The sequence below is a fragment of the Actinomadura sp. WMMA1423 genome, from assembly GCF_006547145.1.
Taxonomy (GTDB): domain Bacteria; phylum Actinomycetota; class Actinomycetes; order Streptosporangiales; family Streptosporangiaceae; genus Spirillospora.
Genome location: NZ_CP041244.1, coordinates 9372450 through 9395470 on the forward strand (window position 1 = coordinate 9372450; position 23021 = coordinate 9395470).

Consider the following 23021-nt stretch of genomic DNA (forward strand, 5'->3'; position numbering starts at 1 on the left):
ACACGTGTACGGTGCGATGGTCCCGTCCGTACCGCTCGGACGGCCGGGTAGCGTCATGAAATGCAGCGGCGCGCGCCGCTGTTGAGGACTCGGGGGAGCCTGTCGCACCCCGTGGCTAGCCTTGATACCGAGCCGCATCCGCATATCGCCGCGCCCAGAAGAGGAACCGGAAGAACGCCGTGCATGACCGACTCATCGTGCGTGGAGCACGCGAGCACAACCTGAAGGACGTCTCGCTCGACCTCCCGCGGGACGCCATGATCGTGTTCACCGGTCTGTCGGGTTCCGGGAAGTCCAGCCTGGCCTTCGACACGATCTTCGCCGAGGGGCAGCGCCGGTACGTGGAGTCGCTGTCGGCCTACGCCCGGCAGTTCCTCGGCCAGATGGACAAGCCCGACGTCGACTTCATCGAGGGGCTCTCGCCCGCGGTCTCGATCGACCAGAAGTCCACCAGCAAGAACCCCCGGTCCACGGTCGGGACCATCACCGAGGTCTACGACTACCTGCGCCTGCTCTACGCGCGGATCGGGCACCCGCACTGCCCCGAGTGCGGGCGGCCGATCAGCCGGCAGGCGCCGCAGCAGATCGTCGACCGGGTGCTGGAGCTGGAGCAGGGCGCCCGGTTCCAGGTGCTGGCGCCGGTGATCCGCGGCCGCAAGGGCGAGTACCTGGAGCTGTTCCGCGAGCTCCAGTCCAAGGGCTACTCCCGGGCGCTGGTCGACGGGCAGATGGTCCGCCTCGACGAGCCGCCCAAGCTGAAGAAGCAGGAGAAGCACGACATCTCCGTCGTGGTCGACCGGCTCTCGGTGAAGGACTCGGCCCGGCAGCGGCTCGCCGACTCGGTGGAGACGGCGCTCGGCCTGGCGGGCGGCACGATCGTCCTCGACTTCGTCGACCTCCCCGAGGACGACGAGCACCGCACCCGGATGTACTCCGAGCATCTCTACTGCCCCTACGACGACCTGTCGTTCGAGGAGCTGGAGCCGCGGTCGTTCTCGTTCAACTCGCCGTACGGCGCCTGCCCCGACTGCACCGGCCTCGGCACGCGCATGGAGGTCGACCCCGAACTCGTCGTCCCGGACGGTGAGCTGTCGCTGGGCGAGGGCGCGATCCAGCCGTGGTCCAGCGGCCACGTCAGCGACTACTTCCTGCGGCTGCTGTCGGCCCTTGGCGACGCCATGGGCTTCGACCTGAACACCCCTTGGGACAGGCTGCCCGCCAAGGCGCGCAAGGCGATCCTGAACGGGCACGAGACGCAGGTCCACGTCCGCTACAAGAACCGCTACGGCCGCACGAGGTCGTACTACACGGCCTACGAGGGCGTGGTCCCCTACATCCAGCGGCGCCACGCCGAGTCCGAGAGCGACTCCAGCCGGGAGCGCTTCGAGGGCTACATGCGGGAGATCCCCTGCCCGACGTGCGAGGGGGCCAGGCTCAAGCCCGTCGTGCTCTCGGTCACCATGGGCGGGATGTCGATCGCCGAGGTCGCCGCGATGCCGATCGGCGAGGCCGCGAAGTTCCTGCTCGCGCTCGAGCTGAACGAGCGCGAGCGGCACATCGCCGAACGCGTCCTCAAGGAGATCAACGCCCGGCTCGGCTTCCTGCTGGACGTCGGGCTCGACTACCTCACGCTCGACCGGGCGTCGGCGACGCTCGCCGGCGGCGAGGCGCAGCGCATCCGGCTGGCGACCCAGATCGGCTCCGGCCTGGTCGGCGTCCTGTACGTCCTGGACGAGCCGTCCATCGGCCTGCACCAGCGCGACAACCACCGCCTGCTGGAGACGCTGCTCCGGCTGCGCGACATGGGCAACACCCTGATCGTCGTCGAGCACGACGAGGACACCATCGCCGCCGCCGACTGGATCGTCGACATCGGCCCGCGCGCGGGCGAGCACGGCGGCGAGATCGTCGTCTCCGGCACCGTCGAGGACCTGAGGAAGTCCGAGCGCTCCCTGACGGGCGCCTACCTGGACGGGCGCCGCGAGATCGCCGTCCCGCAGATCCGGCGGCCCCGCACCAAGGGCCGCGAGGTGACGGTCAAGGGCGCGCAGCAGAACAACCTCCGCGGCGTCGACGTCGCGTTCCCGCTCGGCGTCCTCACCGCCGTGACCGGTGTCTCGGGATCCGGCAAGTCGACGCTGGTCAACGACATCCTCTACAACTCGCTGGCGAAGAAGCTGAACGGGGCGAAGACCGTCCCCGGCAAGCACAAGCGGGTGAACGGCGTCGACCAGCTCGACAAGGTCGTCCACGTCGACCAGTCGCCGATCGGCCGCACCCCGCGGTCCAACCCGGCGACCTACACCGGCGTGTTCGACCACATCCGCAAGCTGTTCGCGCAGACCACCGAGGCGAAGGTGCGCGGCTACCAGCCCGGCCGGTTCTCCTTCAACGTCAAGGGCGGCCGCTGCGAGAACTGCTCCGGCGACGGCACCATCAAGATCGAGATGAACTTCCTGCCGGACGTCTACGTCCCGTGCGAGGTCTGCCACGGCGCCCGCTACAACCGGGAGACCCTGGAGGTCCACTACAAGGGCAAGACGATCTCCGAGGTGCTCGACATGCCGATCGAGCAGGCCACCGAGTTCTTCGAGCCGATCACGGCGATCCACCGGCACCTGAAGACGCTGAACGACGTCGGCCTCGGCTACGTCCGGCTCGGCCAGCCCGCCCCGACCCTGTCCGGTGGCGAGGCGCAGCGCGTCAAGCTGGCCTCCGAGCTCCAGAAGCGCTCCACCGGCCGCACCGTCTACGTGCTCGACGAGCCGACGACCGGCCTGCACTTCGAGGACATCCGCAAGCTCCTCGGGGTGCTGAACGGCCTGGTCGACAAGGGCAACACGGTCATCGTCATCGAGCACAACCTCGATGTCATCAAGACCGCCGACTGGATCATCGACATGGGCCCCGAGGGCGGCTCCCGCGGCGGCACCGTCGTCGCGACGGGCACCCCCGAGGAGGTCGCCGAGGTCGAGGCCAGCCACACCGGCCAGTTCCTCAAGAAGATCCTCGAATAGCCGCCGGGGGCGGGCCGGTGCGAGGCGGTCCGGCCCGTCCACCAAGATGGAGGCATGGCAGACGAAGTGACGCCCGGGGCCGCCGAGGCCCCTGAGGGCGGAGTAATCGGCCGGCGCGCGGTGCTGTGCGGGGCCGGGGCCGTCGGCGCCGCGGCGCTCGCCGGGTGCGGGTCCGGTGGCGGCGGGGCGAAGTCCGTCGATGACCTCAGGGGCAAGGAGGTCGCGAAGGCGGCCGACGTCCCGGTCGGCGGCGGCAAGGTCAACGGGAGCGAGCAGGTCGTGGTGACCCAGCCGAGCCCCGGCGCCTTCAAGGCGTTCACGGCGGTGTGCACCCACCAGGGCTGCACGGTCGGCGGGGTGTCGAACGGGCTGATCAAGTGCCACTGCCACGGCAGCGAGTTCAGGATCGCCGACGGGTCGGTGCAGAAGGGCCCCGCGAAGAAGCCGCTCCAGGAGTACCCCGTGCAGGCCAAGGGCGACGGCATCGTCGTCACCTGATCAGCGGTACGGGAGGGGCCGCGCCCGCCTGAGCGGCGTCATGCCCGCCTGAGCGGCGTCACGCCCGCCTGAGCGGCGTCACGCCCGCCTGAGCGACTTCGCGTGCACCGGGCCGTCCTCGCGGGGGACGGCCCTCGCGCCGTCCGCGTGCCGCCCCTCCGCGACCTGCTCCTCCGCGGCCGATCCCCGCTCGCCCGCCGCGGTGCCGGCGCCGTCCACCACCGGCTGGGCGCCGTCCACGACCGCCTCGGGGCCGATGCGGAGGCGGGGGAGGGCCTCGGGATGGCGGTCGCGGATGTAGGAGACCAGGTGCTCGCGCACGTCGCAGCGCAGGTCCCAGGTGCTCGCCGAGTCGGCGGCGCTCATCAGGGCGCGGACCGTGACGAGGCCGCTCGGCTGCACGTCCACCACCTGCAGCATCCACTCCCGCCGGTCCCACAGCGGGTTCTCCTTCAGCGCCGAGTACAGCTCGGCGCGCAGCTCCTCGACGGGGACCGCCCAGTCCACGTGGAGCTCGACCGAGCCGAGCAGGCGGCTGGAGTGCCGGGTCCAGTTCTCGAACGGCTGCTCGGTGAAGTGCGACACCGGGAAGATCATGCGCCGGTCGTCCCAGAGCTGCAGGACGACATAGGACAGCGTCAGCTCCTCCACCCGGCCCCAGATGCCCTCGGTGACGACGACGTCGTCCAGGCGCAGCGCGTCGCTGAACGCCAGCTGGAGCCCGGCCAGCAGGTTTCCGAGGGTCGGCCGGGCGGCGATGCCCACCACCAGGCCCGCGACGCCCGCGGAGGCCAGCACCCCGGCGCCGACCGCGCGCACGGCGGGGAAGGTGAACAGCGCCGCGCCGACGGCGAGCACCACGATGATCACCGCCGCGATGCGGCGCAGCAGCAGCATCTGCGTGCGGGCCCGCCTGGCCCGACGGTTGCGGTCGCCCTCGACGCGCATCAGCCGCGCCAGCGGCGGGTCGCTCAGCGCGTAGGCGATCCGCAGCACCAGCCACGTGGAGGCGCCGATCGCCGCGATGCGCATCGCGTGCCGGACCGCGTCCTCGGCGTGCCCGCCGATGAACTGGTACGGCATCGCGGCGCCGGAGCTCACCACCACCGCGAACGCGAAGGCGGGCGCGGTGCACCGCCGGGCGACCCGGCCGGCGCCCGGCCAGCGGTGCGCGAACCGGTCGGCGATGAGCCGGCGTCCCCCCTCCACGACGATGACGGACGTGCCGACGACGGCGGCCAGGACGATCCATGCCCAGAGTGCGGACACCTGCGCGACGACCCCCTTCTCGGATCCGGGTAACCGTTTGAACCTCCCTTTCCGGTCGTTTTGCGAACATCCGGGTGAGCGGGAGAGATCTACGTCACCCTCCGCGGCCCTGCCGGGCGGGTCCGGCCCGCGGGGACACGGCGTGTCGGTGCCGCCCATTAGGCTTCTGAACGTGGCAGATCCGGCGACCTACCGACCCGCACCCGGCTCCATCCCGGAATCCCCGGGGGTGTACCGGTTCCGCGACGAGCACGGCCGGGTCATCTACGTGGGCAAGGCGAAGAACCTGCGCTCGCGCTTGAACTCCTACTTCGCCGACTTCTCCGCCCTGCACCCCCGCACGCAGACGATGGTGAGCACCGCCGCCCGGGTCGACTGGACGGTCGTCGGCACCGAGGTCGAGGCCCTCCAGCTGGAGTACTCCTGGATCAAGGAGTTCGACCCCCGGTTCAATGTCCGCTACCGCGACGACAAGTCCTATCCCTATCTCGCCGTCACCCTGAACGAGGACTTCCCGAGGGTGATGGTGATGCGGGGCGCGAAGCGCAAGGGTGTTCGCTACTTCGGGCCGTACTCCCACGCGTGGGCGATCCGAGAGACGGTCGACCAGCTGCTGCGCGTGTTCCCCGTCCGGACGTGCAGCGCCGGGGTGTTCAAGCGGCAGCACCAGCTCGACCGCCCCTGCCTGCTCGGCTACATCGGCAAGTGCTCGGCGCCGTGCGTCGGCCGCGTCTCGCCCGCCGAGCACCGCCTGCTCGCCGAGGACTTCTGCGACTTCATGGCCGGCAACACCAGCCGGTTCACCAGGCGGCTCGAACGCGACATGCGCGAGGCGGCGGGCTCCCAGGAGTACGAGCGCGCCGCCCGGCTCCGCGACGACATCCGCGCCCTGGAGCGCGCCCTCGAGAAGCAGGCGGTCGTGCTCCCCGACCGCACCGACTGCGACATGATCGCCTTCGCCGAGGACGAGCTGGAGGCGGCCGTCCAGGTGTTCTACGTGCGCGGCGGCCGCATCCGCGGGCAGCGGGGCTGGGTCGTCGACAAGGTCGAGGACGTCACCACCGCCGACCTGGTCGAGCACTTCCTCATCCAGATCTACGGGGAGAGCGAGTCGGTGCCGCGCGAGGTCTGCGTCCCGGCCCTGCCCCCCGAGGAGGACGCCATGGCCGAGCTGCTGGCCGAGCAGCGCGGCGGGCCCGTCCGGCTGCGCGTCCCGCAGCGCGGCGACAAGCGCGCCCTGCTGGAGACGGTCGCGCGCAACGCCCACGAGGCGCTCAAGCAGCACAAGACGCGCCGCGCGTCCGACCTCACCACCCGCAGCCGCGCCCTCCAGGAGATCCAGGAGGCCCTGGAGCTCGACGACGCGCCCCTGCGGATCGAGTGCTACGACGTGTCCAACCTTCAGGGCACCGACGTGGTCGCGTCGATGGTGGTGTTCGAGGACGGCCTGGCCAGGAAGAGCGAGTACCGCCGGTTCACGATCAAGGCCGTGGAGGGCCAGGACGACGTCCGCTCCATCCACGAGGTCATCACCCGCAGGTTCAAGCGGTACCTCGCCGAGAGCGAGAAGACCGGCGAGCTCGACGCCCTCGGCGACCCGGAGGAGGACGGCGCGCACCAGCCGATCGACCCCGAGACGGGCCGCCCCCGCAAGTTCGCCTACCCGCCCAACCTGGTCCTCGTCGACGGGGGCCCGCCGCAGGTCGCCGCCGCGCAGCGCGCCCTCGACGAGCTCGGCGTCGACGACATCGCGGTGTGCGGGATCGCCAAGCGGCTGGAGGAGCTCTGGCTCCCCGGCGAGGCCGACCCGGTGATCCTGCCGCGCAACAGCGAGGGGATGTTCCTCGTCCAGCGGGTCCGTGACGAGGCGCACCGCTTCGCCATCACCTTCCACCGGCAGCGGCGGTCCAGGTCCATGACGGTCAGCGAACTCGATAACGTTCCGGGTCTGGGCCCGGCGCGCCGCGCGGCGCTGCTGAAACACTTCGGTTCGCTGAAGCGGCTGAAGGACGCGACGCCCGCGCAGGTCGCCGAGGTCCCGGGCATCGGCATGCGCAGCGCCGAGAGCATCGTCGCGGCGCTGCACGGCGGCGCCGCCCCGGCGGGCGGCGCGGGCGAGGGACCCGGCGGGGACGGCGGGGAGCACAGGGGGAGACGGGAATGACCAGCGATACCAAGATTCCGGACATCGTCATCGTCACCGGCATGTCCGGGGCGGGCCGCAGCACCGCGGCCAAGTCGCTGGAGGACCTCGACTGGTTCGTGGTCGACAACCTGCCGCCCGGGCTGCTGGCCACGATGGCCGACCTCGGCGGCCGGGTGAAGGACGCGGTGCCGCGCATCGCCGTCGTGGTGGACGTCCGCAGCCGCGCGTTCACCGACGACCTGCACTCCTCGATCGCCGAGCTGGAGGCCCGCGGCGTCCACCCGCGGGTGGTGTTCCTGGAGGCCGGCGACGCCGACCTCGTGCGCCGGTTCGAGAGCGTCCGCCGCCCCCACCCGCTGCAGGGCGACGGCCGCCTGGTGGACGGCATCGCCCGCGAGCGCGAGCTGGTCCGCGAGGTCCGCGCCGAGGCCGACCTGGTGATCGACACCAGCGGCCTGAACGTGCACGAGCTGCGCAACAAGATCATCGGCTTCTTCGGCACCGACAGCGGCGAGTCCAGCCTGCGCGCGACCGTCGTGTCGTTCGGCTACAAGTACGGCCTGCCCGTCGACGCCGACCTCGTCGTCGACTGCCGGTTCCTGCCGAACCCGCACTGGGTGCCCGACCTGCGTCCGAAGACGGGGCGCGACGCCGCCGTCCGCGACTACGTCCTCGGGCAGCGCGGCGCCAAGGAGTTCCTGGACGCCTACTCCGAGGTGCTGCGGCTCCTCGCCGACGGGTATGAACGCGAGGGCAAGCACTACGTGACGCTCGCCGTGGGATGTACCGGTGGAAAACACCGTAGTGTTGCCATGGCGGAACAGATCGCCGCCCGGCTGCGGGACGAGGGCATCGAGGTGCAGGTCGCCCATCGTGACCTCGGCCGCGAATGACGGCCCGCGCCGGGACCCGGCGGGGGTCTCGGACGAGGAGAGAAACGGCACGGTGAAGCCCCTCGGCCCGAAGGTCGTCGCGCTCGGCGGGGGCCACGGCCTCTACGCGTCGCTGTCGGCGCTGCGCCGCGTCACCGACCGGCTGACCGCGATCGTCACCGTCGCCGACGACGGCGGCTCCAGCGGACGGCTGCGCCGCGAACTCGGCGTGCTGCCGCCCGGCGACCTGCGGATGGCGCTCGCCGCCCTCTGCGGAGACGACGAATGGGGGCAGACCTGGCGCGACGTCGTCCAGCACCGCTTCCGCAGCGAGGGCGACCTCCAGGGCCACGCCGTCGGCAACCTGCTCATCGTCGCGCTGTGGGAGCTGCTCGGCGGCGACGGCGCCTCCCCCGGCTCCACCGTCGCCGGGCTCGACTGGGTCGGCCGGCTGCTCGGCGCGCACGGCCGCGTGCTGCCGATGGCCGCCGTCCCGATGGACATCGTCGCCGAGGTACGCGGCGCCGACCCGGCCAGACCCGACGAGATCACCCACGTCAAGGGCCAGGTGGCGTGCGCCAGGACGCCCGGCGGCGTGCTCGGGGTCTCGCTCGTCCCGGCCGACCCGCCCGCCTGCCCGGAGACCCTCGCCGCCGTCGAGGACGCCGACTGGATCGTCTTCGGCCCCGGCTCCTGGTTCACCAGCGTCCTGCCGCACCTGAAGGTGCCCGCGCTGGCCCGCGCCCTCACGACGTCCCGCGCCCGCCGCGTCGTCGCGCTGAACCTCGCGCAGCAGCCGGGAGAGACCGACGACTTCTCTCCGCAGACCCACCTGGAGGTCCTGCAGGCGCACGCGCCCGACCTGCGCGTGGACGTCGTCCTCGCCGACCGCGGTGTGGTGGACGACCCGGACGCCCTCGACAAGGCCGTCCAGGACCTCGGCGGACGCCTCGTGCTCGCCGAGGTCGCCGCCGACGACGGCTCGCCGCGTCATGAACCCGCCCGTCTGGCCCAAGCCTTCGTACAGATATTCACCGACTGACGACCGGTGCGGCCGGGATCGGCCACACTGCTGGAAGTCCGATAGGGGGAGGGTTCATCAGATGGCGATGACCGGTGTGGTCAAGGACGAGCTGAGCAGGCTCACGGTGCTGAAGCCGTGCTGCCGCAAGGCCGAGGTCTCGACGCTGCTGCGGTTCGCGGGCGGCCTGCACCTGGTCAGCGGCCGCATCGTGATCGAGGCCGAGATCGACACCGGCGTGGCGGCCCGGCGGCTGATCAAGGACATCGCGGAGGTCTTCGGGCACACCTCCGAGGTCGTCGTGCTCGCGCCGAGCGGCCTGCGCAAGGGCAACCGCTACGTCGTCCGCGTCTTCCGCGACGGCGAGTCCCTCGCCCGGCAGACCGGCCTCATCGACAACAACGGCCGGCCCGTCCGGGGGCTGCCCCGGCACGTCGTCTCGGGCGCCGCCTGCGACGCCGAGTCGGCCTGGCGCGGCGCGTTCCTCGCGCACGGCTCCCTCACCGAGCCCGGCCGCTCCATGTCGATGGAGGTGACCTGCCCCGGCCCCGAGGCCGCCCTCGCCCTCGTCGGCGCCGCCCGCCGCCTGAAGATCCACGCCAAGGCCCGCGAGGTCCGCGGCGTCGACCGCGTCGTCGTCCGCGACGGCGACGCGATCAGCGCGCTGCTCACCCGGCTCGGCGCCCACGACAGCGTCCTCGCCTGGGAGGAGCGCCGGATGCGCCGCGAGGTCCGCGCCACCGCCAACCGGCTCGCCAACTTCGACGACGCCAACCTGCGCCGCTCCGCCCGCGCCGCCGTCGCCGCCGGCGCCCGCGTCGCCCGCGCCCTGGAGATCCTCGGCGACGACGCCCCCGAGCACCTCGTCAACGCCGGGCGCCTCCGCCTGGAGCACAAGCAGGCGTCCCTGGAGGAACTCGGCCAGCTCGCCGACCCGCCCCTCACCAAGGACGCCATCGCCGGCCGCATCCGCCGCCTCCTGGCCATGGCCGACAAGCGCGCCGGCGACCAGGGCGTCCCGGGCACGGAGGCGAATCTGACGGCCGACATGCTCGGTTGACCCAGGGGGAGCGACCCCCCTGGAACCCCCCGTTACGAGCCGGGCGATCCTCCCGCCACGGTGCGGGTTGTTGTGCCCGTGCGGGTTTGGTGCGTGGCGCTGCGGTCGCCCGGCTCGGCGGGTCGGGCGACCTCCAGGCGCTTAGAGCGCCTTCCGGCCGCCCGACCCGCGTCCCAGCTCAGGTCCACTCCAAGAGGGTCTATGGCGTGGCACGTCCAAGAGCGTTGGGTATGGCCTGTTCAACGTGTCGGCGCCGTGCCGGAAGGCGTGCGCGACCAGGGCCGTCGCGGCGCCGTCGCGGACGGGACGCCCCGCACGACGAGGGTGCTGTGCGCCTCCGGCGAGGCCGGCCATCTCCGCCAGGACGTGGCGCTGTAGCCGATGTGACCGCTCGGAACGAGGACGTCCCGGCCGAGCGCGTGGAAGGTCAGCGCCATCTGGTCGTTCTGCCCGTGCGCGTAGCGGCCCGGGCCGAACCGCGCCGTATAGGACATCTCCTCGGTGAACGGGCGGCCGTCCCAGCCCCAGCCGGACCGGCCCATGACGTACCCGGCGCGATAGACCCGCGCCCGCTCCCCGGGCGGGGCGCCTTCCGCGCCCCGCGTCGACATGTACCTGATCGGGCCCGCTCCGGGGGAGCCGATCCCGGACGCCCTGGCCGCGTACGACTCGCCGATCTGGAGCAGGTCCCCGCCGGGCGTGATCTGGAACGCGATGAACTCGTCCAGCAGCCGGAGCCGGCGGGCGAGTTCGGCGGGGACGGAGCGGCGGCACGCGCGCATCACCCGGAGCGCGAGCCGCCACCGGGCCCGGTCGTAGACGGCGTAGTGCGCGGACTGCTCGTTGCCGGCGCCCTCCTCGTCGACGGCCGGGCGCGCGTCAAAGGGCGGGGCGAGGCTCGCGTCGAGCAGGCGCCGGTAGCCGAGCCGGGCGAGGTCCTCCCGCCCGATGCCGCAGCCCGCCGTCATGAGCGCCATCGACTCGTCGGTGCCGTGGTTCCAGGGCCCCGAGTAGTGCTCCGGGCGGGCCGGCCACTCCGCGTGGAGGCGATCGCCTCGTCCAGCCACCGGGCGGCCAGGTGCCGCCGGAGGCACACGAGGGCGCCGAGGCGGAACCTGGCCGCCTCGGCGACCGCCTCGCGCCGGTGCGCGTCGAACCGCTCGGGACGGGCGTGGCCGGCGAGCCGGTCCTTCGCGATGCCCGCGGCCGTGTCCAGCGCGGCGCGGTCTCCCGTCCGCTCGTACTCCCCGAGGAGGCCGCCGAGCCATTCGAGCGAGTGGAACCAGAGCTGCCACGACCGGTCGCCGTCCGGGTCGACGTCCGCGTGCGTTCCGCGGACGACGCGGACGGGGGCCGTGCCCGGCGCGGCGAACCGCCCCGTGCGCACCTGCGCCGCCGGGTTCAGCCCGTCGAGGCCGTTGTGAGGCGCTCTCGCGACGGTCCGCCGCCGGTGAAGGGCGGGTGAACATCCGGCGACGGTCAGGGCTGGGTGTTGTCGCCGCGCAGTACGCGGTGGATCAGGTCTTCGCGGAGTTGGCCGTAGCCGGTTTCGGCCCAGATGCTCTGGGACGGGTCGGCCTCATAGTAGGGGACCTCGCGGCCGTCTCGGCGGTCGGTGAGGACCTCCGGGGGGCGCTTCTCGCGGGCGGCGCGGGCGCACGGGCGGCAGGTCCGGACGTGCAGGCGCCTGCGGGAGCCCAGGGGGCGCCAGTCGAGCTCGCTCGTCGCGTCGCCGTGCAGCGGGTTGAAGAAGCAGAGAGGGACGGGAGGGATCTCGGGCCGCCCCTTCGCGACGGCCTGCGCGGAGGCGAGGGCGTCGTGGCCCTGGTCGAGCAGGACCAGGACGCCGGCGAGGTCGGGGACGCCCCGCGCCGCGTCCAGGGTCTTGCCCGCCGCCTGGTAGGCGTCGAGGGCGCGGGCCATCAGGGCGCGGGTCCGCTCGTCCGAGGTCGGGACGGTGCTCTCGTCCAGCAGCTCCCCGAACGCGATGACCTCGCGGGACGCCTGCTCGCGGAGCTGGTCCTCGGTGGCGCGGTTCGCCGTGGCGAACACCGTGCGGGGCATCAGCAGCCCCTCGCCCTCGCGGCGGACCGACGCCATCCGGCGGCGCCGCCACAGCAGGAGCCCGGCGACGCCCGCCGCCGCGGCCGCGCCCGCGCCTAGCGGGAGGGCGAGCCCGCCCCCGTCTGTCCCGGCCGCGGGAGGGTGGGTGCCGTGGCGTGCTTTGTAGCGCTTGTCGATCTCGGCGGAGACGCGGTCGTACTCCTGCTGGCCCTTGCCGGAGACGATGAGGTCGACGACGCGGGACAGCCGGGCGGCGAGCGGCGCGTCGTCCATGGCGCGGTCCAGCGTGACCGCCCAGGCGGCGCGGTCGGCGCGATGGTCGCCGCCCCACTCGCGCGCCCTCAGGTCCTCGGTGTCGTCGTCGAAGGTGATGTAGATCCCGTCGCGGCCGAGGCGGTCGTGGACGACGGTCGCGAGCTGCTCGGCGTCCGTCCACGTGCCGCCCTTGACGAGGGGGACCAGCACGACGAAGACCGGCGCGGGCGCCTTGCGGAACTTGGCGATGAGCGCGCGGCGCTCCCCAGGGGGGAGCGCGGAGGCCAGCGACGGGTCGACGTGGATCGGGGAGCGGCGCAGCGCCGCGGCCAGCCGCTCGCCGGGGGACGGTTCAGTCGACACCGAGGTACCTCATCACACGGGGGAGGAAGGTCTTGCCGCCGCGAGCGCCCCACGCCGTGTCGCGCCACACGCCCGGGACGAGGGTGTGCGGCCGGTGCCCCTCCGGTCCCGGGATCCGCAGGAGGTGCCGATCGCCCAGAGCGCCCCGTTCGGCGAGCCGCCGGCAGCTCTCGCAGAGCGGCAGCTTCTTGGGCAGCGCGTCGTTCCCCTTCGCCAGCTTGGGGACGCGCCAGTGCACGACCGATCCGCCGTGCAGCGGGTTCACCAGGCACGGCGAAGGCGGGGAGGCGACGTTCCGGGCGAGGGCGATGCGTCCCTGGCGGGCCAGGACGATCGCGCCGACCAGATCCACCGCCTTGGTGTCGTCGTCCTTGGCGTCGTCGTAGAGGATCTGGGCGGCGTCGTAGGCGGAGACGGCATAAGGGCGTCCTCGCTCGGCGCCCTCCGTGAGGAGCAGGCGGCGGAGCGCCTCCAGCTCACCGGACCCGTGGCGGCGCAGCCAGCGCGTGCCGGGTGAGGTCCGCGCCGGGGCGTGCCGTCCGGGCTTGTGCCGGTTCGGGAATCGCGGCCGCCGGCCGCGGCGCAGCGCCAGGACGCCGAGGCCCAGCCAGTACAGGACCGCCGCCCCCGCCGGTCCGGCCAGCAGGAGGCCCGTCAGCAGCGGCGCCTTGATCTCCGGCTCGGCGGGCGTCAGCGTGTTCTCCTGCCCGAAGGGGTCGGGGCTGGAGTACAGCCTCGGCAGGGTGGGGGAGGCCGAGGGCGCCGCCGCGTAGCCGTCCAGCCGCCGGGCGATCCGTCCCGCGAGCCCGTCGAAGGGGCGCTCGCCGTCGGCCGGACCCGCTTCGCCCGGCTCCTCGTCCAGCGGGGAGGGGGTGCGGCGCGGCACGTTGAACGCCTCGGACTCCAGCCATCCGTGGGCGTCGGCCATCACGTAGAGGCCGTCGCGGCGGGACCTGTCGTGCAGCATGAACAGGAACGCGTCGTCGCGGCCCTGCGACTCCGAGGTGTCCGGGTTCGGGAGCACCACCACGTACGCCGGCGTGCCGAGCCGCTTCGCGGTCGCGGCGACGGCCGAGCGGAGCCGGGCGCGGTCGGCCTCACCGAGCGCCCGCGCGACGTCCGGGTCGACGAAGAGGGGGTCCTTCGCGAGCGCGGCGCTCACCCGGTCGAGCCGGTGGTAGGCGTGCGGGGGCGGCTCGTCCGCGGCGGCCGTGCCGAGCGGCGCCGCGAGGCCCGAGAGGGCGAGGGCCAGGGCGGCGGGCGCCGCCGGGAACCGCTTCATCGGCGTGCCTTCGCTGCGTTCTTCCCGGGCCGCCGGGCGCGGTCGGCCGACCGGACGCGGTGGCGGACCAGCAGGGCGAGGATCGAGCCCCCGCTCAGTGCGGCGCCGGCGCCGAACACGCCCCACTCGACGCGCGAGGCGCGGCGGTCCGCCGCGTCGTCGGCGTCCAGCGCCTCGCGGACCTTCGACTTCGGCGCCGGGCGCGGATGGTCGCGGCGCTCCCTGGCGTGCCCCGACAGGGCGATGTCCACGAACCGCGCGATCACCTCCGGGGCGCTCGCGTCGTAGGAGGTCTCGAACTCGGCGGCCTGCCAGGCGTCCTCCAGCGGGAGGCGGCGGGCACCGCCGAACTGCCGGACCTCGCCGTCGCCGCCGGACGGGGCGACCACGATGTAGACCCCGTCCTTGCCCAGACGGTCGCGCAGCAGTGCCGCGAGGGATTCGGCGGGGTCTTCCCGGCCGATGCCCACGGTCGGCGTGACCGCCACGTACGCGGGTGCGCCGAGCCGGGCGACGGACGCCCTGATGCGCGCGGCGCTGTCGGGGGGCAGCGCGCGCGGCGCGTGGTCGGTGACGTAGACGGGATCGCGCCGGAGCGCGGCGGCGATGGCGTCGGCGCGGCCCGCCGCTCCGGCGGGCGCCGGCGAGGGCGCGGCGCCGGCCGGACGGGCGAGGAGCACGGCTCCCACCAGCCCCGTCAGGAGAACCGCCCATCCGCGCCACATGGCCCGGAGTGTAGTGATGACCGTCCTTTTTGGTGAAAGCGGAGCCCGGCCGGCGATCCCCCGACCGGGGGAAGCCCGGCTCACCCGTGGATCCCACGAAACCGGTGTCCGGCTACCCGCGGGTCATTGGATAGGGTCTGAGACGGGGATCGAACCCCGGATCGACCGTAGGTAACAGCCCGGCTGGCACCGGGCGATACGACGTACGAGGAGAGCCGTTCCGTGACCATCCGAGTAGGCATCAACGGGTTCGGCCGGATCGGCCGCAACTTCTACCGCGCGGTGAAGGCTTCCGGGGCCGACATCGAGGTGGTGGCGGTCAACGACCTGACGGACAACGCCACCCTTGCCCAGTTGCTGAAGTACGACAGCATCCTCGGCCGCTTCCCCGAGGACGTGCGCGCCACCGAGAACGAGATCGTCGTGGGCGGCACGGCCATCAAGGCCTTCGAGGAGCGCGACCCGGCGAACCTCAAGTGGAGCGAGGTCGGCGCCGACATCGTCGTGGAGTCCACCGGGTTCTTCACCGACGCGAACAAGGCCCGCGTGCACGCCGACAACGGCGCCAAGAAGGTGATCATCTCCGCCCCGGCCAAGAACGAGGACCTCACGGTCGTCCTCGGCGTCAACGAGGACAAGTACGACGCGGCGAACCACACGGTGATCTCCAACGCGTCCTGCACCACCAACTGCCTGGCCCCGCTGGCCAAGGTGCTGCACGACAACTTCGTCATCGAGAAGGGCCTGATGACGACGATCCACGCCTACACGCAGGACCAGAACCTGCAGGACGCGCCGCACAAGGACCTGCGCCGCGCCCGCGCCGCCGCGCTGAACGTGGTGCCCACCTCCACGGGCGCGGCCAAGGCGATCGGCCTGGTGCTGCCGGAGCTGAAGGGCAAGCTCGACGGTTACGCCCTGCGCGTCCCGGTGCCGACCGGCTCGGCCACCGACCTCACCGCCGAGCTGTCCCGCGAGGTGACGGTCGAGGAGGTCAACGAGGCTTTCAAGGCCGCCGCCGACGGCCCGCTGAAGGGCTACCTCACCTACACCGAGGACCCGATCGTCTCCAGCGACATCGTCACCGACCCGGCGTCCTGCATCTTCGACTCCGGCCTGACCAAGGTCATCGGCGACCAGGTGAAGGTCGTCGGCTGGTACGACAACGAGTGGGGCTACTCCAACCGCCTCGTCGACCTCGTCAAGCTCGTCGGCTCGCAGCTGTAACCGAAGCCGCCACCGCCGTGGCCGCGCGTCCGCGCGGCCACGGCGCGGCCGTGTACGGAAGGACACCGCATCCCGATGCGCACCATTGACGATCTCGACGTCGCCGGTCGGCGCGTCCTGCTGCGAGCGGACCTCAACGTCCCTCTGCAGGACGGCCAGATCACCGACGACGGGCGGATCCGGGCCAGCCTGCCGACGATCGAGGCGCTGCGGGCCCGGGGCGCCAAGGTCATCGTCTGCGCCCACCTCGGCCGCCCCAAGGGCGAGGTCAAGCCCGAGTTCTCGCTCGCCCCGGTCGCCGCCCGCCTGGGCGAGCTGCTGGGCGCGGAGGTCGCGTTCGCGTCCGACGTCGTCGGCGACTCGGCGCGGGCCGCCGCGGAGGGCCTCGCCGACGGGGGCGTCGCGCTGCTGGAGAACCTGCGCTTCGAGCCGGGGGAGACCAGCAAGGACGACGCCGAGCGCGGCGCCTTCGCCGACAGGCTCGCGGCCCTCGCCGATCTCTACGTTGGGGACGGGTTCGGCGCCGTGCACCGCAGGCACGCCTCCGTCTACGACGTGCCGAAGCGGCTCCCGCACGCCGCCGGCGGGCTGATCGCCTCCGAGGTCGGGGTGCTCCGCAAGCTCACCGAGGACGTCGAGCGCCCCTACGCGGTCGCCCTCGGCGGGTCCAAGGTGTCCGACAAGCTCGGAGTCATCGACAACCTGCTCGGCAAGGCCGACCGCATCCTGATCGGCGGCGGCATGGTGTTCACCTTCCTCAAGGCGCAGGGCCACGAGGTCGGCAAAAGCCTCCTGGAGGAGGACCAGCTCGGCACCGTCCGCGAGTACCTGCGGCGGGCCGAGGAGACCGGCGTCGAGTTCGTGCTGCCCGTCGACATCGTCGCGGCCGACGCGTTCGCCGCCGACGCCGACCACGCGGTGGTCCCCGCCGACGCGATCCCGGCCGGCCGGCTGGGCCTGGACATCGGCCCCGAGTCCGGCAAGCTGTTCGCCTCCCGCCTCGCCGATGCGAAGACGGTGTTCTGGAACGGCCCCATGGGCGTCTTCGAGATGGAGCCCTACTCGCACGGCACCCGCGCCGTCGCTCAGGGCCTCATCGACTCCGGAGCCTTCACCGTGGTCGGCGGCGGCGACTCCGCCGCGGCCGTCCGGCGGCTCGGCTTCGACGAGGCGGCCTTCTCCCACATCTCGACCGGCGGCGGCGCGAGCCTGGAGTACCTCGAAGGCAAGACGCTGCCCGGCCTGCAAGCCCTGGAGGACTGACCGATGGCCCCCGCGACCCCGCAGACCGGCCGCAAGCCGCTGATGGCCGGCAACTGGAAGATGAACAACAACCACCTCGAGGCGATCGCGCTCGTCCAGAAGATGGCGTTCGCGCTCAAGGAGGCCGACTTCCAGGCCGTCGACGTCGCCGTGATCCCGCCGTTCACCGCGCTCCGCTCGGTGCAGACCCTGATCGAGGCCGACAAGTACTCGATCCAGTACGGCGCGCAGGACGTCTCCCAGTACGCCTCCGGCGCCTACACCGGCGAGATCTCCGCGGCGATGCTGGCCAAGCTCGGCTGCACCTACGCCGTGGTCGGGCACTCCGAGCGGCGCCAGTACCACGCCGAGGACGACGCGGTCGTCAACGCCAAGGCCAAGGCCGCGCTCGCCGCCGACCTCACCCCGATCCTGTGCGTGGGCGAGGGGCTGGAGGTCCGCAAGGCCGGCGCGCACGTCCCGCACGTGCTCGCGCAGATCGACGGCGGTCTGGAGAAGATCCCCGCCGACCAGGTGCGGCGCACCGTGATCGCCTACGAGCCGGTCTGGGCCATCGGCACCGGCGAGGTCGCCACCCCGCAGGACGCGCAGGAGGTCTGCGCCGCCATCCGCACGCGGCTCGCCGAGCTGTACGACGGCGGAGTGGCCGACGAGGCGCGTATCCTGTACGGCGGCTCGGTCAAGGGCGGCAACGTCGCCGGGATCATGGCGCAGTCCGACGTGGACGGCGCCTTGGTCGGTGGTGCCAGCCTGGACCCGGGCGAGTTCGTCAAAATCTGCCGGTACCGGGATCTGCCGGTCTGATCAAAACTGATCAATTCCGTGGGGAACCAGGGGTTCTTGCCGAACCAGCGGAGACTTCGTCGTACCCTTCGTAGCTGACGGGTAAACGCCCGGTCCGGCTCGACCCCCTGTCCTGAACTACAGACAAGGCGCTGAAGAAACGTGATCATCGCAACGTCCATCGTGCTCATCGTCACGAGCCTGCTGATGGTGGTCCTCGTCCTGATGCACAAGGGCAAGGGCGGCGGCCTGTCCGACATGTTCGGCGGCGGCGTCTCTTCGTCCCTCGGGGGGTCGTCGGTGGTCGAGCGCAACCTCGACCGGCTGACCATCGGCGTCGGCGTGATCTGGTTCGCCGCGGTCATCGTGCTCGGGCTGCTGTTCAAGCACAAGGGCGTCGGCTGAGCCGCCCGTCCAACACATGCGAGCGCCGCGCCGTCCTCGAAGGTCACGGGCGGCGGCGGAACACCAAGCGAGGAGTAATCCGTGGGTAGTGGCAACGCGATTCGGGGCAGCCGTGTCGGGGCCGGTCCGATGGGAGAGGCGGAGCGCGGCGACGCCGCCCCCCGAGTCTGGGTGACCTTCTACTGCGCCAACCGGCACGAGACCCGCCCCAGCTTCGCGACGGACGTCGCGGTCCCCGACACGTGGGACTGCCCGCGCTGCGGGTTCCCCGCCGGCCAGGACTCCGAGAACCCCCCGGCTCCGCCGAAGACGGAGCCCTACAAGACCCACCTCGCTTACGTGAAGGAGCGGCGCAGCGACGAGGACGGCGAGGCCATCCTCGAGGAGGCGCTCGCCAAGCTCCGGCAGAAGCGCGCCGCCGTCCGGCAGGCCATGGAGGCCGCGGCGCGCTGACGCCCGCCGCGGCGGCACCGTGCGGCCCGTCCCCGACCAGGGGCCGGGCCGTGCCTCGTTTCCGGCCCTCCCGGCCGGGAGCCCTCCCGGCCGGGGCGCTCCCGCGGCCGGTGATCAGCAGTCCGGGGCGCAGAGGCGGCGGGCGGTGGCCTGCCCGAAGATCCGCAGGATGTCCTGGGGGGCGTGCGCGGTGTAGACGCTGCCGCCGGCCGCGTCCGCGATCCCGCGCAGCTCGGCGGTGTCCACGTCCGGGCCGAACCCGATCACGATGATCTGCACCGGGCGGGCCGGGTCGCGCTCCGCGCGCAGGGCCGACAGCGTCGCGGGCAGCGCCGGGCCGCCGGGGTCGTCGTCGCGGCCGTCGGTGAACACCAGCACGGTGTTGACCATCTCGGGCCGGTACGTGCGGCGCATGTACCGGACGGCGGCCAGCAGCGTGTCGTACAGGCCCGTGCCGCCGTCCGGCATCGGGCGCAGCGCTGCCAGGGCGCTGAGGATCCGCTGCCTGCGGGTCGCGGACCCGATCCGGCCTCCGAGCGGCCCCATCGGCACGTTCTCGTGCCAGTCCCGGGCGCCGTCCAGCCGTGTCGAGAAGATCCACTGGGCGAGTTCGGTGTCGTCGGGCTGGAGCGCCAGGCCCCGCTGCGACGCCTGCGCGATCGCCTGCAGCCGGGTGAGGCCGGTGCCGGGCACGCGCCGCGCCATGGATCCGGACACGTCGATCAGCGACAGCATCCGCGAGGCGAGCGCCAGCCGCGCCCAGGCCTGCGCGACCCGCACCACGTCGGCTCCGTCCGGTGCGGGCAGCTCCGGCGGACGCCGCGCCGCCACGCCCCCGGCCCCGCCGAACGCCGGGGGAGGGGCGCCGTCCGGGTCGCGGAAGCCGCGGGCCCGGAACGCCTCGCGGGCCGCGCCGGACCGCAGTGCCCGCCCGAACAGCCGTGCGGCCGGGTCGGCGGAGGGCAGCGTGACCGGATAGTCCAGGGAGAGGGTGCCGCCGCGGGGGTAGACGGCCTCGGCGGGATCCGAGGGGTTCGAGCGGTCGTGCGCCCACACGGCCTGCTCCGACGTCAGCAGGACGGGCACGCGGCCGGACCCGCGGCGCGCGAGGGCGGCGAACTGCGCCTCCGGGTCCCGCGCCACGTGCTCGCGCACGTCCCGCGCGAACGCCGCGAACGGGGCGGCGGCCCTCCCGTACCGGGCGTCGACGATGAGAAGCGACGCCAGGCCCGTCCCCGTGCGCGCCGGGTCGGCCACCGTCAGCCGGAACGACCGGGACTCCCTCGTGCCGGGCACGGCCGCGTCCAGCACCCTGCGCCACGACCCGGCCGCGCGGGCGGCCTCCGCGCGGGGGAGCGCCGCCACCAGCGGGGAGCGCGCGGCGGACCCGGCGACGGCGGGCGGCGCGGCCAGCATGCGCGGCCACAGCGAGGAGTCGGGCACCCACACGTCCGGGCGGCGGACGCCCGCGTCGGGCGGGATCTCCCCGGCCAGCAGCGCCCGCACCCCGGCCGGGCCCGCCGCCCGCACGGCGATCCGCACGCAGCGCCCCTGGACCCGGTGCCCCCGGCGGTTGAACCCGGCGCCCACCGCCGACACCGCCCCGGCGATCTCGGGCGCGACGGCGACGTCCAGCGTCCGCACGGGCCCGGAGCAGCTCCGGGTCTCCGAGAGCGCGTACACCGAGGTCCCGAGCACGGCCGCGAGGACCGCCCCGCTCACCGCCCCGGCCGCGGCCGTCATGGACCGGCGCCCCCGCCGTACGTTCCCTCGATGCGCTCCGCTCACGTCCGACCTCGCCTCCCCGCCGACCCTGGCGCCCTCCGGCGGCGACCGCCCCCGCCGGGTTCTGTGAGCCGCCAATTGTCGGACCCACGCGCCCCACCGGCATCGGCGGAATCGCCGGTCTCCGCGCCGGCGCCCCGACGGACCGGCCCTGACCAGCTCTGATATCCGCATCGGTATGGCGGCACGAGGGATATCCATATTGGACGCCGCGAGTGCGGCTCTGGTCTGCTGGGCGGCGTCCGCCCTCCGCCCGGGAAAGCAGGTGCCTCCGCATGCCGTCCGAGCAGTCGGGCCCGTCCCGGCGGGCGCTGCTTGCCGCCGCGGCCCTCCTGCCGCTGGCGGGATGCGGCGAGACGGATCACCCGTCCTCCGCGACGCCCTCCCTCACGACGCCCTCGCCCGCCGGACGATCGGCCGCGTCGCCGGACCCGGCGCGGTTCGCGGCGCTCGAACGCCGGCACGGCGCCCGCCTCGGCGTGTACGCGCTGGCGACCGGGACCGGAGCCGAGGTGGCCTACCGCGCCGACGAGCGCTTCGCGTTCTGCTCCACCTTCAAGGCGCTCGCGGCCGCGGCGGTCCTGCACGGCAACCCGCTCGGCCATCTCGACGACCGCGTCACCTACACCAGGGCCGACGTGGACTCGATCTCACCGATCACCAGGGACCGCGTCGCCACCGGCATGACCGTCCGGGAGCTGTGCGACGCCGCCATCCGGTACAGCGACGGGACGGCGGGGAACCTGCTGATGCGCGACGCGGGCGGCCCGGCCGGGCTGACCGCCTACCTGCGGGGGCTCGGCGACACCGTCAGCCGCATGGACGACTACGAGCCCGAGCTGAACAGGGTGCGCCCGGGCGACCCCCGCGACACCACGACCCCCAGGGCGATCGCCGCCGACTACCGGGCGATCGTCCTCGGGGACGCGCTGGAGCCCGCCAAGCGCGCTCTGGTCCGCGGGTGGCTCGAACGCAGCGCCACGGCCGTCGGGGCCCGACGCGTGAAGGCGGGGCTGCCCCGGGGATGGAAGGCGGCGAGCAAGACTGGAACCGGCGACTACGGCCGGGCCAACGACATCGCCGTCGTGTGGCCGCCCCGAGGCGGTCCCCTCGTGGTGGCCGTCATGTCCGACCGCCGGGGATACGGCGCCCCGCCGAAGAACGCGCTGATCGCGCAGGCCGCGGCGCTGGTCGCCTCCGACCTCTCCCGGGCGGGGCTGTGACCGTCTCCGTCCCCGCGCCCGCCCCGGCGTCCGGGCCCGCGCCCTCCGGCCCGCCGCCCGCGCCCGCCGCCGGCCCCTCCGACCGCCGGGTGGTGGCGGCGGTCGTGGCGATCCAGCTCGCCGCCAGCCTCGGCTTCTTCTCGGTGATGGCCCACCTCGTGGCCCACCTGCGGCACGACCTCGGGCTGCTGGCCGGCACGGTCGGGCTGGTCCTCGGCGTGCGGGTGGGCCTGCAGTTCGCGCTGCTCCTGCCGGTCGGGACGGTCACCGACCTGCTCGGCGCGCGCCGGACGGGGATGATCTCCTGCGCCGTGCGCGCCCTCGGGTTCGTGCTGCTCGGGTCCGCCGGGAGCGTGGGGGCGCTGCTCTGCGCGGCCGTCGCGCTCGCGGCCGGCGGCGCGCTCTACAACCCCGCGGCCCACAGCCTGCTGGCGTCCGTGGGCCCCGGCGGCCGGTCCGGCGGCTTCGCCGCCTATGTCGTCGCCCAGCACCTGGCGACGGTCGCGGGACCGCCGATGGGGCTGCTCCTGCTGGGCTTCGGACCCGGTTTCGCCCTTCTGACGGGGACGGCCGCCGCTCTCTGGGCGGTCGCCGGGGTCCTGTTCCTGCTCGTGCCGCGGAAGGGCCGCGAGAGCGCGCCGGCGCGCCCGTGCGACGTCCTCGCGGGCGTGCGGGCGGTCCTCGGCGACCGGGCGTTCCTGTACTTCGCGCTGCTGACCGCGCCCACGACGCTGCTCGCCACCCACATCATGACGGCGGTGCCGCTCCTCGGCTTCAAGCCCGCGGTGGCGACGCTGTCCTTCTCCCTCCTGGCCATGGTCGCGGCGGCGGTCCAGCCGTTCGTCGCCGTCCGGCGCCGCGGCGAGCGGCCGTGGGTGCTGCGCCTCGGCCTGCTGTGCGCCGCGGCCGGGTTCTTCGTGCTCGCGGCGCTGGACGGCACGCGGCCCGGCCCGCTGATGATCGCGGCCGTCCTCAACGGGATCGCGAACGGCCTCGTCCAGCCGGCGGTCTTCCAGCGCACCGCGCGGCGCGCCCCGCCGGAGCGCTTCGGCTCCTACTACGGCGTCATGGCGTTCTGCGCCGGCATGTTCTCCTTCGCGGGCGACCTGGTGATCGGCCGCCTCTTCGACCTCGGCCCGGCGGGCGCGGTGTGGGCCCTCGCCGGAGTCGGCGCCTGCGCGCTCCTGGCCCTGGCGGGCACGGCGAGGGCCGGGGGCATGGAAGCGGGCACGGTGGCGGGTCCGGCCCGGGGCGAATAATCTTCGGAGAACGGGACGTCCGGGCGCGGTTCCCGCGCGGGAGTTCGGCGT

The 23021-nt window shown here is 73.5% G+C and carries 20 protein-coding genes; 13 read left to right on the forward strand and 7 right to left on the reverse strand.

Annotated elements, in window-relative coordinates; translation table 11 throughout:
• Positions 1-179 precede the first annotated feature (179 nt).
• Both uvrA and FKD65_RS43165 read left to right on the forward strand, forming a co-directional pair.
• Entirely contained in the window at positions 180-3017 is a 2838-nt protein-coding gene (gene uvrA / locus FKD65_RS43160) for an excinuclease ABC subunit UvrA (RefSeq protein WP_141585988.1), read from the forward strand.
• 54 nt (positions 3018-3071) lie between these two features.
• Positions 3072-3515 (forward strand): Rieske (2Fe-2S) protein, encoded by a 444-nt coding sequence (locus FKD65_RS43165; protein ID WP_141585990.1) that lies wholly within the window; start codon positions 3072-3074, stop codon positions 3513-3515.
• A 78-nt stretch (positions 3516-3593) separates the two neighbouring features.
• Here FKD65_RS43165 and FKD65_RS43170 read toward each other — a convergent pair whose 3' ends face one another.
• The gene (locus FKD65_RS43170; protein ID WP_240809882.1) at positions 3594-4784 is read right to left on the reverse strand and encodes a mechanosensitive ion channel family protein; all 1191 of its coding nucleotides are present in this window, start codon (positions 4782-4784) and stop codon (positions 3594-3596) included.
• Positions 4785-4956: 172 nt separating this feature from the next.
• On the opposite strand from FKD65_RS43170, the gene uvrC reads away from it, so the two are divergent.
• The 4 genes from uvrC to whiA all read left to right on the forward strand — a co-directional run bounded on the left by uvrC (position 4957) and on the right by whiA (position 9883).
• Positions 4957-6948, forward strand: coding sequence for an excinuclease ABC subunit UvrC (uvrC, locus tag FKD65_RS43175; protein ID WP_141585992.1), 1992 nt, complete (start codon positions 4957-4959; stop codon positions 6946-6948).
• On the forward strand, positions 6945-7823 hold the full coding sequence (gene rapZ / locus FKD65_RS43180; RefSeq protein WP_141585994.1) for an RNase adapter RapZ: 879 nt from the start codon (positions 6945-6947) through the stop codon (positions 7821-7823). Before uvrC ends, rapZ begins: the two co-directional genes overlap by 4 nt.
• 52 nt (positions 7824-7875) lie before the next feature.
• Complete coding sequence (gene yvcK / locus FKD65_RS43185) at positions 7876-8844, forward strand: uridine diphosphate-N-acetylglucosamine-binding protein YvcK (RefSeq protein WP_141585996.1); 969 nt, start codon at positions 7876-7878, stop codon at positions 8842-8844.
• A 61-nt stretch (positions 8845-8905) separates the two neighbouring features.
• Positions 8906-9883, forward strand: coding sequence for a DNA-binding protein WhiA (whiA, locus tag FKD65_RS43190; protein ID WP_141585998.1), 978 nt, complete (start codon positions 8906-8908; stop codon positions 9881-9883).
• A gap of 239 nt (positions 9884-10122) precedes the next feature.
• Here whiA and FKD65_RS43195 read toward each other — a convergent pair whose 3' ends face one another.
• From FKD65_RS43195 to FKD65_RS43215, 5 genes are all read right to left on the reverse strand, one after another.
• Positions 10123-10860 (reverse strand): heparinase II/III family protein, encoded by a 738-nt coding sequence (locus tag FKD65_RS43195; protein WP_141586001.1) that lies wholly within the window; start codon positions 10858-10860, stop codon positions 10123-10125.
• Positions 10848-11270, reverse strand: a complete 423-nt coding sequence (locus tag FKD65_RS43200; RefSeq protein WP_141586003.1) for a hypothetical protein — start codon at positions 11268-11270, stop codon at positions 10848-10850. The genes FKD65_RS43195 and FKD65_RS43200 overlap by 13 nt, the downstream gene beginning before the upstream one ends.
• A gap of 92 nt (positions 11271-11362) precedes the next feature.
• Positions 11363-12565, reverse strand: a complete 1203-nt coding sequence (locus tag FKD65_RS43205) for a hypothetical protein (RefSeq protein WP_141586005.1) — start codon at positions 12563-12565, stop codon at positions 11363-11365.
• On the reverse strand, positions 12555-13847 hold the full coding sequence (locus tag FKD65_RS43210) for a hypothetical protein (protein ID WP_141586007.1): 1293 nt from the start codon (positions 13845-13847) through the stop codon (positions 12555-12557). Before FKD65_RS43210 ends, FKD65_RS43205 begins: the two co-directional genes overlap by 11 nt.
• Positions 13844-14572, reverse strand: coding sequence for a hypothetical protein (locus FKD65_RS43215; RefSeq protein WP_141586009.1), 729 nt, complete (start codon positions 14570-14572; stop codon positions 13844-13846). The genes FKD65_RS43210 and FKD65_RS43215 overlap by 4 nt, the downstream gene beginning before the upstream one ends.
• A 222-nt stretch (positions 14573-14794) precedes the next feature.
• On the opposite strand from FKD65_RS43215, the gene gap reads away from it, so the two are divergent.
• The 5 genes from gap (at position 14795) to FKD65_RS43240 (ending at position 18703) form a co-directional block, all read left to right on the forward strand.
• Positions 14795-15799, forward strand: a complete 1005-nt coding sequence (gene gap, locus FKD65_RS43220) for a type I glyceraldehyde-3-phosphate dehydrogenase (protein WP_141586011.1) — start codon at positions 14795-14797, stop codon at positions 15797-15799.
• Between the two features lie 75 nt (positions 15800-15874).
• Positions 15875-17062, forward strand: coding sequence for a phosphoglycerate kinase (gene pgk / locus FKD65_RS43225; protein ID WP_141586013.1), 1188 nt, complete (start codon positions 15875-15877; stop codon positions 17060-17062).
• A 3-nt stretch (positions 17063-17065) separates the two neighbouring features.
• Positions 17066-17866 carry a triose-phosphate isomerase gene (tpiA, locus tag FKD65_RS43230; RefSeq protein WP_141586015.1) on the forward strand — a complete coding sequence of 267 codons (801 nt, stop codon included), beginning with the start codon at positions 17066-17068 and terminating at the stop codon, positions 17864-17866.
• 141 nt (positions 17867-18007) lie between these two features.
• Positions 18008-18250: a preprotein translocase subunit SecG gene (gene secG / locus FKD65_RS43235; RefSeq protein WP_141586017.1), complete on the forward strand. Its 243-nt coding sequence runs from the start codon at positions 18008-18010 to the stop codon at positions 18248-18250.
• Between the two features lie 81 nt (positions 18251-18331).
• Positions 18332-18703 carry an RNA polymerase-binding protein RbpA gene (locus tag FKD65_RS43240; RefSeq protein ID WP_141586019.1) on the forward strand — a complete coding sequence of 124 codons (372 nt, stop codon included), beginning with the start codon at positions 18332-18334 and terminating at the stop codon, positions 18701-18703.
• A 114-nt stretch (positions 18704-18817) separates the two neighbouring features.
• Here FKD65_RS43240 and FKD65_RS43245 read toward each other — a convergent pair whose 3' ends face one another.
• Positions 18818-20446, reverse strand: coding sequence for a substrate-binding and VWA domain-containing protein (locus FKD65_RS43245; protein ID WP_168221391.1), 1629 nt, complete (start codon positions 20444-20446; stop codon positions 18818-18820).
• Positions 20447-20763: 317 nt separating this feature from the next.
• Between FKD65_RS43245 and bla the strand changes: the two genes are divergently transcribed.
• Both bla and FKD65_RS43255 read left to right on the forward strand, forming a co-directional pair.
• Positions 20764-21711 (forward strand): class A beta-lactamase, encoded by a 948-nt coding sequence (gene bla, locus FKD65_RS43250; RefSeq protein WP_141586023.1) that lies wholly within the window; start codon positions 20764-20766, stop codon positions 21709-21711.
• On the forward strand, positions 21708-22970 hold the full coding sequence (locus FKD65_RS43255) for an MFS transporter (RefSeq protein WP_141586025.1): 1263 nt from the start codon (positions 21708-21710) through the stop codon (positions 22968-22970). Before bla ends, FKD65_RS43255 begins: the two co-directional genes overlap by 4 nt.
• Positions 22971-23021 lie beyond the last annotated feature (51 nt).